The 2,966-nt window shown below is 71.9% G+C and carries 5 protein-coding genes; 3 read left to right on the forward strand and 2 right to left on the reverse strand.

Annotated elements, in window-relative coordinates; translation table 11 throughout:
- The 3 genes from B1L11_RS47730 to B1L11_RS44235 form a co-directional block, all read left to right on the forward strand.
- On the forward strand, positions 1-621 hold a 621-nt coding region (locus tag B1L11_RS47730), incomplete at its 5' end, for a hypothetical protein (protein WP_218671716.1).
- The gene (locus B1L11_RS46325) at positions 618-1,556 is read left to right on the forward strand and encodes an ABC transporter permease (RefSeq protein WP_143737999.1); all 939 of its coding nucleotides are present in this window, start codon (positions 618-620) and stop codon (positions 1,554-1,556) included. The genes B1L11_RS47730 and B1L11_RS46325, both read left to right, overlap by 4 nt.
- The gene (locus B1L11_RS44235; RefSeq protein ID WP_079321088.1) at positions 1,438-2,307 is read left to right on the forward strand and encodes an ABC transporter ATP-binding protein; all 870 of its coding nucleotides are present in this window, start codon (positions 1,438-1,440) and stop codon (positions 2,305-2,307) included. The genes B1L11_RS46325 and B1L11_RS44235 overlap by 119 nt, the downstream gene beginning before the upstream one ends.
- A 57-nt stretch (positions 2,308-2,364) precedes the next feature.
- On the opposite strand, the gene B1L11_RS44240 is transcribed toward B1L11_RS44235, so the two are convergent.
- Complete coding sequence (locus B1L11_RS44240; protein WP_143738000.1) at positions 2,365-2,574, reverse strand: hypothetical protein; 210 nt, start codon at positions 2,572-2,574, stop codon at positions 2,365-2,367.
- Between the two features lie 201 nt (positions 2,575-2,775).
- Positions 2,776-2,966, reverse strand: a 191-nt coding sequence (locus B1L11_RS44245) for a VOC family protein (protein ID WP_372974786.1), incomplete at its 5' end; no start/stop codon positions are given.

Below are 2,966 nucleotides of genomic sequence, written 5' to 3' on the forward strand. Positions count from 1 at the left end.
GCGCTGCCGCCGCCACCCTCGCCCTCACCGCCGGCCGCCGCGGCCTTCGGCACCGCACGCCCCCAGCTCGAACGCATCCTGCTCACCGGGCTGGAGGCGCTCATCCCGCTGTCCGCCGGCATGGCCGCCGTCGCCGTCGTCTCCCGCGACCCCAGCCGCGAACTCCAGCTCACCCTGCCCACCCCGTACACCACGACCCTCGGCCGCCGCCTGGCCGTCCTCGGCGGCCTCAGCGCCGCCCTGTCCATCGCCTTCTCCGCCGCGCTCGCCCTCGGCGGCTGGTGGAACGGGCCCGGCCTGCCGTACGCGCCCCTCGTCTGGGCCGCCCCACTCCTGTGGCTCACCGGGCTCGCCCTCCTGGTCGCCGCACTCGGACGCAGCGTCGTGCTCGCCACCACGACCGTCGCCGCCGTATGGCTCGGCGAGCAACTGTTCGCCACGTCCTTCGCCACCACACCCGGGCTTCGCCCGTTCTTCCTGTTCATGACCACCCGCATCGGCGTCCCCACCGACTGGGACGCCAACCGCGCGGCGCTGGCCACCTCCGGGGCCCTGCTCGCGGCCCTCGCCCTGATCCTGCTGCGCCGCCCCGAACGCCTGCTCACCGAGGAGGAGACATGACCACCGCACGACAGACGTGGGCGGTGACCCGCTACGAGTTCCGCATGCAGATCCGCAAACGGTCCCTGTGGATCACCACCGCCGTCCTCGCCGTCGTCCTCACCCTCACCCAGGGCGACCGCGGACCACGCCACCTGCCGCTCGGCACACCGCCCCGCGAGGTGATGGCGGGCTGGGCGCTGCTGATGTCCATCCTCCTGCCGATCGGCTTCGGGATGGTGCTCGCCGACCGCCTCACCCGCGACCGGCGACTCGGCCTGGCATCCCTGCTCGAAAGCCTCCCGACCGGCCGGGGCGCACTCGTCGCCGGCAAGTACCTCGGCGGCCTGGCCTCCACCGCGGTCCCCGCCGCGCTGGTTCTCCTCACCGCCGCCGCCGCAGAGACCGCCCACCGGCACGACCCCGCCCTGTTCGCCTGGGCGGCCGTCGCCTTCGCCCTGATCACCCTCCCCGGACTGGCCTTCGTGACCGCCTTCGCCCTCGTCTGCCCGCTGCTGACGACCGCCCCGCTGTTCCGGGTGCTGTTCGTCGGCTACTGGTTCTGGGGCAACATGCTCAACCCCGACCTGTTCCCCTCACTGACCGGGACCCTGCTGACCCCCCTGGGCGACTACCCGGCGACCTGGCTGATGGGGGAGCGGGCCCTGTACGCGGGCGCCGACGGCTGGCTGGAGTTCCTGCGCCCCCAGCCCGGCGGCGCGACGACCGTCCTGGCCTCGCCCTGCTCCTCCTGCTCAGCCTCCCGCCCCTCGCGCTGGCCCCGCCGCTACTGCGCCGCAGAAACCTGTCCGCCTGACCTCCTGAAAGACACCTCGCATGGACATCCAGATCACCGGGCTGCGCCGCACGTTCGGCAAGGTCACCGCCCTCGACGGACTCGACCTCGCCGTCCCGGGCGGCATGTACGGCCTGCTCGGCACCAACGGCGCCGGTAAGACGACACTCATGCGCGTACTCGCCGGAGTGCTGCCGCCCACCGCAGGAACCGTACGCGTCGGCGGCCACGACCTCACCACCAGAACCGGCCGCCTGGCCGTACAACGCCGGCTCGGCTACCTGCCCCAGGACCTCGGCCTCTATCCCGACCTGTCGGCCCAGGAGTTCCTCGACTACGTCGGCCTGCTCAAGGGACTCGACGACACCGCCGCCCGCCGCCGCCAGATCGGGGAGCTCCTCGACATGGTCGGCCTGACCGACGCCGTCGGCCGCAAGCTCCGCGGCTTCTCCGGCGGCATGCGCCGCCGCGTCGGCATCGCGCAGGCCCTGCTCGGCGACCCCGCCCTGGTCGTGGTCGACGAACCCACCGCCGGCCTCGACCCCGAGGAACGCATCCGCTTCCGCACCCTCCTGGCCTCCATCGCCGCCGGCCGCACCGTCCTGCTCAGCACCCACATCGTCGAGGACGTCGCCCAGACCTGCCGCGACACCGCGGTGATGGCCCGCGGCAGGGTCGTCTTCAACGGCCCCGTCGCCGACATCGTCCAACGGGCCGAAGGCATCACCTGGGAACTGGTCGGCCAGGGACCGCCGCCCGCCGGCGGCGTCGTCGTGTCCGCCGTCAGCCGCTCCGACGGCACCCACTACCGCCTCGTCAGCCCCACCCGGCCCGACCCCCGCGCCGTACCGGTCCAGCCCTCCCTCGAGGAGGGGTACGTCGCGCTCATGCACGCGGGCACGAGCGCCTGAACAGCGGGGGAGTGGTCACCGTACGTAATCAATGGCGCATGCCGCGCAACGCCGGTCTCAGTCCCAGTGGTGGAACAGCAGCTCGCCGAGGGTCCCGGGCTGCCAGTAGGCGATCTGCCGGAGCTCCGCCTCGTCAAGATCCGACAGATCGTACGAACGCAGGGGAGTGTCCAGCTCACGCCGGGTCAACAGACGTACCGACGGCCGGCGCCTCAGACACTGCGCGAGACCGGCGTCGTCGTCCGCGAAGGTCACGGGAATGGTCACCGGAAACCGTGCGAGTGCGACGATCGGCAGATCCCCGTGGCCCAGCACCGGGAGGAGCGGGGCCAGATTGGCTTACTTGACATAATGTTCATTATCGAGCAATGCCGGAAGGGGCTCGAAAGGGCGGATGGCCTGGAGTTTCGCAACGCCCCTTCGAGGCGCACATGACACCAACTCTGCGCTGTTGCCGCGACGAGGCCGTCAGTCGATCTGCTCGGCAAGCGCGACGACGATGCCCTCGGGGCCGCGGATGTAGCACAGCCGGTAGGCGTCCTCGTACTGCACCACCTCGCCGACGAGTTCGGCGCCGTGGGCGCGCAGGCGGGCGATGACGTCGTCGATGTCGTCGACGGCGAACATGATGCGGCGAATGCCCAGCGTGTTCGCCGGGG

This window comes from Microbispora sp. GKU 823, assembly GCF_002027145.1.
GTDB classification, from domain to species: Bacteria; Actinomycetota; Actinomycetes; order Streptosporangiales; family Streptosporangiaceae; genus Microbispora; species Microbispora siamensis.